Consider the following 4447-nt stretch of genomic DNA (forward strand, 5'->3'; position numbering starts at 1 on the left):
ATGCCACCACGCCCGGATCGATCTCCGGGCTTTCTCTTCCCCAAGGAAATAGCTTCATCGGTACTCCTCGATCAACCGCGCACGGACCTCCGTGCCCCAGGTCGCGACGTTGCGTCCTGCTCGGTAGTTCCGATGATACAACTATCCATAACTGTACGTAACACCTAAATGTGTCAGTTGTCCGCACCGAAGATCGCCAGCGCGACCGGCGCCGCCACCAGCAACCCGCACATCACGGCGTTGATCGCCTTGTGTTCGGCCAGAATCCCGACGTATTCGCGCAGGACAGCGCTGGGCAGGTAGTAGCGCGCGGTCGGCGCGCCGACCGCCTGGGCGTCGATCCCGACCGAACGGGCGAGCAACGCGGTCCGCAGCACATGGAAATTGCTCGTGACCAGCAGAATGCGGCTGTTTATCCCCTGTCTGGCGAGCAGTTCCCGACTGAACAGCAGGTTCTCGCGGGTCGTCGTCGAGCGATCCTCCCGCAGGATCTCGTCGTCGCGCACGCCGTGTTCGACGAGGTAGGCGGCCATCGCCGTGCTCTCGGCAACCTTCTGGTCGGAGCCCTTGCCGCCGCTGGTCACCAACAGCGGCGCGGGGCCGTGCGCGCGGTCGGTACGCCAGATCTGCAGCGCGCGGTCGAGCCTGCTCGCCAGCAGCGGCGGGACCCGGTCTCCGAGCAGGCCGGAGCCGTGCACCACGATCGCGACGGCGTCGTCGGTGCGGGTAACCCCGCCGTAGACGACCGAATAGAGCAGGAACGCGACCAGCACGAAGCCGAGGTAGGCGGCGACGAGCACCACCGCGAGCAGCAACACCCCGAGCACCACCCACTCGGCGATCACCGCCATCACCAGCAGCGCGTACGGAACCAGCAGCGCGACGCCGAGACCGAAGGAGAGCAGGTTCGCCGGACGCACGCCCTCGCGGCGCAGCATCACCACTCCGTTGAGCATCAGCAGTCCGGCCAGGACCAGCACGAGCAGCGGCGACAGCGCCAGGGCGAAGAAGACCAGTATTTCGGGCCCTGATCCTTCGGCGCCCGAACCGATCAGCGCGGCGCCGACACACAGGACTCCGAGCAGCAGCAACACCGCGTTGCCGAACCGGCGCCGCTCCTGACGGAAAGACAGCGCGAACACCCCGAGCAGAACCACACCTATCGCCAGCAAGATCACCGGGCCACCCTAACCGCAGTACCGGCGAATCAGATTGCCGATCTATTGCTCACACCTACTGGAAAACACCGATACATGCGGATGAAAACTTGTTCACCAGCATGTTTATCAGTCTTATGCCCCTCTACTCGCAACAGCTGATCGGTAACTGACAAGGGCGAAGGGAAGGCGGTGAGCGATCATGGTCATCGATTACTTCCAGTGGTGGGCCAGGATGATCGTCGAATTCTTCGTCTGATCCGAAGACACGATTCGCGCAGGCGCGGGCTCGGATCCCAGTCGCGGGCCCGCCCTCGCGTCAGCGGATAGCACGCGAAGCCGATCAACGCCGCACCCGCGTGGCCCACATCGGTGAACGTGCGGTCCAGGAATACCGGTGGCACACAGACCGCCAGCACACCGAGCACGTACAGCACCCGCCACGGCAGCAACACACGGTAGGCGAGGACAGCGGCGACTCCGGCCAGCCCGTAGCTGACTCCCACATCGAGCGCGAACGCCGCACGCTCCGGGGCTCTGTCGTGGCGAATCGCCCAGAGCAGCACGCCCTGGCTGAGATACGTGGCGCCGACATGGGCGAGGACGACCACCACCAGCCAGCGCAGCGTCCCGAGCCACCGTTCGGCGTTGGCGTGCACGAGGCTGAACAGCACCGCGTAGACCAGCCACCCGCCGCCGTCGGTCCAGAACGCGCTGCCGATCAGCACCCGGATCGGGTCGTCGCCGAGACGATCGAGATTGGTCGAGCGGTGCCCGAGCCAGACTCTGGCTTCCTCCGGCGTGAGCCGCTGCTGGATCGCGGTGGTCACACCCAGCGCCGCCAGCCACACATAGGTGCCGGGAGCGCTGCGAATCCACCGCCACGCCGAGGCGGCGGCCGCCCGCACGCTGCCCGAGGCGCTCACCACGCCAGTGTGCCAGTCCTCGATCACGGTTCCGGTCATCCTCGCCGGGCGGTTGTTTCCCCGGCCGATCCCCGGGTAGGCGGCAACCAGAGCCGTCCACCGACCGGAACGGAGCACGTGATGCCTCAACAAGCCTGGAGTGACAAGCGCGAACGGCAGTACGAAGACATCAAGAAGTCCGAGCGCGAGCGCGGCCGCAGCGAGGGCAGGGCCGAGGAGATCGCCGCGCGGACGGTCAACAAGACGCGCGCCCAGCACGGCGAGACCAAGGGCTCGAGCAAATCGTCGCGATCGCGCGGTTCTTCGCAACGCAGCGGCCAGCGGGCGCAGGGCGGCGGCAAGACCCGCGATCAGCTCTACGACGAGGCCCGCCGCCGCAATATCGACGGCCGTTCCAAGATGAACAAGCAGGAACTGGCCAACGCCCTCGGCCGTAGCTGACCCCCAGCGAAAGGTTCGCCATGCAGCTCGGATTCAAACTGGCGGCCGAGGCTTTCGGCCCGAAAGAGCTTGTTCGACAGGCAGTGCGGGCCGAATCGGCCGGTTTCGATTTCGTCGAGATGAGCGACCACTTCCACCCGTGGCTCGACGAGCAGGGCCACTCGCCCTTCGCCTGGACGGTCCTGGGCACGATCGCGGCGAGCACCACCGACATCGGGCTCGCCACCGGCGTGACCTGTCCGACCATCCGCTATCACCCCGCCGTAATCGCCCAGGCCGCCGCCACCACCGCCCTGGTCTCGGATGGGCGGTTCACCCTGGGCATCGGTTCGGGCGAGCGACTCAACGAGCACGTCATCGGCCACGAGTTCCCGCCGGTGCTGATCCGTCAGCGGATGTTGCGCGAGGCGCTCGAGATCATCCGATTGCTGTGGCGCGGCGGCTATCGCAACTATTACGGCGAGTTCCTGGAGCTGTCGGACGCGCGGGTGTTCGATCTGCCGCAGACACCGCCGGTGATCGCGGTGGCCGCGGGCGGGCCGAGCGCCGCGGCGATCGCCGCCGAACTCGGCGACGGACTGTTCGCCACCGAACCCGATCCCGAACTCGTGCAGACCTTTCACGACAAGGGCGGATCCGGTCCGCGCTACGTCGAAGTGGGGGTCGCCTTCGCCGAGGACGATCGCGCGGGCGCCGAAGCGGCACTGTCGACCAACCGGTGGTCGACCGGTGGCTGGAAGGTGATGAGCGAGCTGCCCAATCCGGCGAACTTCGCCGCCGCGTCGAGCACCGTGCGAGTGGACGACATGCTCGAATCCTTTGTCTGCGGCAATGATCCGAAGCGCTACGTCGAGGCGGTGCGCAAGGCCACCGACGCGGGTTTCGACCGTGTGGTGCTGATGAACGCGGGACCCGACATGGATGCGTTCCTCGACTTCTACAGCAGCGAACTCGCGCCCCTGCTCCGCTCGGAGATCTGACAGCGCTGCGGAGGGAGGCCGAAATGCCCATGTACGTCGGCACTTCCGGCTGGCAGTACCGCGACTGGCGGGGTGTGCTGTACCCGCCGGGGCTGCCCGTCCGGCAGTGGCTCGAGCACTATGCGCGGGCGTTCGCGACGGTGGAGTCGAACAACGCGTTCTATCGATTGCCGAGCAGGGAGAACTTCGCCGGTTGGCGGGAGCGCACGCCCGCGGGCTTCGTGATGGCGGTGAAGGCGAGTCGCTACCTGACCCATATCAAGCGATTGCGCGACCCCGCCGAACCTGTGCAGCGCCTGCTCGACCGGACCGAGGGACTGGGTGATCGGCTCGGACCGATCCTGCTCCAGCTGCCGCCGACCCTGCGCGCGGACCCCGATCTGCTCGACAACTGTCTGCGCTGCTTCCCCGACACGGTGCGAGTGGCGGTGGAACCGCGCCACGATTCGTGGTGGACAGACGAGATCGGTGACGTCCTGCGATCCCGTGGCGCGGCATTGACCTGGGCGGACCGTGATTCGCACCCGATCACGCCGCTGTGGCGCACCACCGACTGGGCCTATCTACGCCTGCACGCCGGCCGCGCCGCTCCCCGGCCGTCCTACGGCAAGCAGGCATTGCGCGGCTGGGCGCATCGGCTGCTCGGCACCTGGTCCCCCGACGCCGACAGCTACGTCTATTTCAACAACGATCACGGTGGTGCGGCGGTCCGCGACGCGGTCACCTTCGCCCACCTCGCGGCGGCCGCGGGCGCGGACGCGACGCGAGTACCCGATGTGCACGCGACCGCGGGCTGATCAGCGAGCCGATGGGGACAGGATCAGGCCGAACCCGGTCTCGACAAGACGGCGAACCCCGCCCCCGATGTCGCGCGATCGATGATCGGCGCGAGATCGGAGGCGGGGTGAACCAGTACTCACCAGCCGGGATCGGTGTCCAGGGG

General features: G+C 67.1%; 5 protein-coding genes. 3 read left to right on the forward strand and 2 right to left on the reverse strand.

The window, feature by feature from the left end; translation table 11 throughout:
- Window positions 1-173: 173 nt before the first annotated feature.
- Window positions 174-1178 (reverse strand): YdcF family protein, encoded by a 1005-nt coding sequence (locus ACFWF3_RS25665; protein WP_379315828.1) that lies wholly within the window; start codon window positions 1176-1178, stop codon window positions 174-176.
- A gap of 185 nt (window positions 1179-1363) precedes the next feature.
- Entirely contained in the window at window positions 1364-2122 is a 759-nt protein-coding gene (locus ACFWF3_RS25670) for a rhomboid-like protein (RefSeq protein ID WP_379315829.1), read from the reverse strand.
- An 81-nt stretch (window positions 2123-2203) separates the two neighbouring features.
- Between ACFWF3_RS25670 and ACFWF3_RS25675 the strand changes: the two genes are divergently transcribed.
- The 3 genes from ACFWF3_RS25675 to ACFWF3_RS25685 are packed head-to-tail and all read left to right on the forward strand — an operon-like array spanning window position 2204 to window position 4301.
- Window positions 2204-2524, forward strand: coding sequence for a plasmid stabilization protein (locus ACFWF3_RS25675; RefSeq protein ID WP_379315831.1), 321 nt, complete (start codon window positions 2204-2206; stop codon window positions 2522-2524).
- A gap of 20 nt (window positions 2525-2544) precedes the next feature.
- Window positions 2545-3504 carry a TIGR03557 family F420-dependent LLM class oxidoreductase gene (locus ACFWF3_RS25680; protein WP_379315833.1) on the forward strand — a complete coding sequence of 320 codons (960 nt, stop codon included), beginning with the start codon at window positions 2545-2547 and terminating at the stop codon, window positions 3502-3504.
- A gap of 23 nt (window positions 3505-3527) precedes the next feature.
- Window positions 3528-4301, forward strand: a complete 774-nt coding sequence (locus ACFWF3_RS25685; RefSeq protein ID WP_379315835.1) for a DUF72 domain-containing protein — start codon at window positions 3528-3530, stop codon at window positions 4299-4301.
- Window positions 4302-4447: the final 146 nt, after the last annotated feature.

This window comes from Nocardia sp. NPDC060220, assembly GCF_042727815.1.
Taxonomy (GTDB): domain Bacteria; phylum Actinomycetota; class Actinomycetes; order Mycobacteriales; family Mycobacteriaceae; genus Nocardia.

Excerpts from the sequence above, each read along its gene's own strand:
- ACFWF3_RS25670 (WP_379315829.1), bottom strand. The coding sequence starts at position 2,122 with ATGACCGGAACCGTGATCGAGGACTGGCACACTGGCGTGGTGAGCGCC.
- ACFWF3_RS25675 (WP_379315831.1), top strand. The coding sequence starts at position 2,204 with ATGCCTCAACAAGCCTGGAGTGACAAGCGCGAACGGCAGTACGAAGAC.
- ACFWF3_RS25680 (WP_379315833.1), top strand. The coding sequence starts at position 2,545 with ATGCAGCTCGGATTCAAACTGGCGGCCGAGGCTTTCGGCCCGAAAGAG.
- ACFWF3_RS25685 (WP_379315835.1), top strand. The coding sequence starts at position 3,528 with ATGCCCATGTACGTCGGCACTTCCGGCTGGCAGTACCGCGACTGGCGG.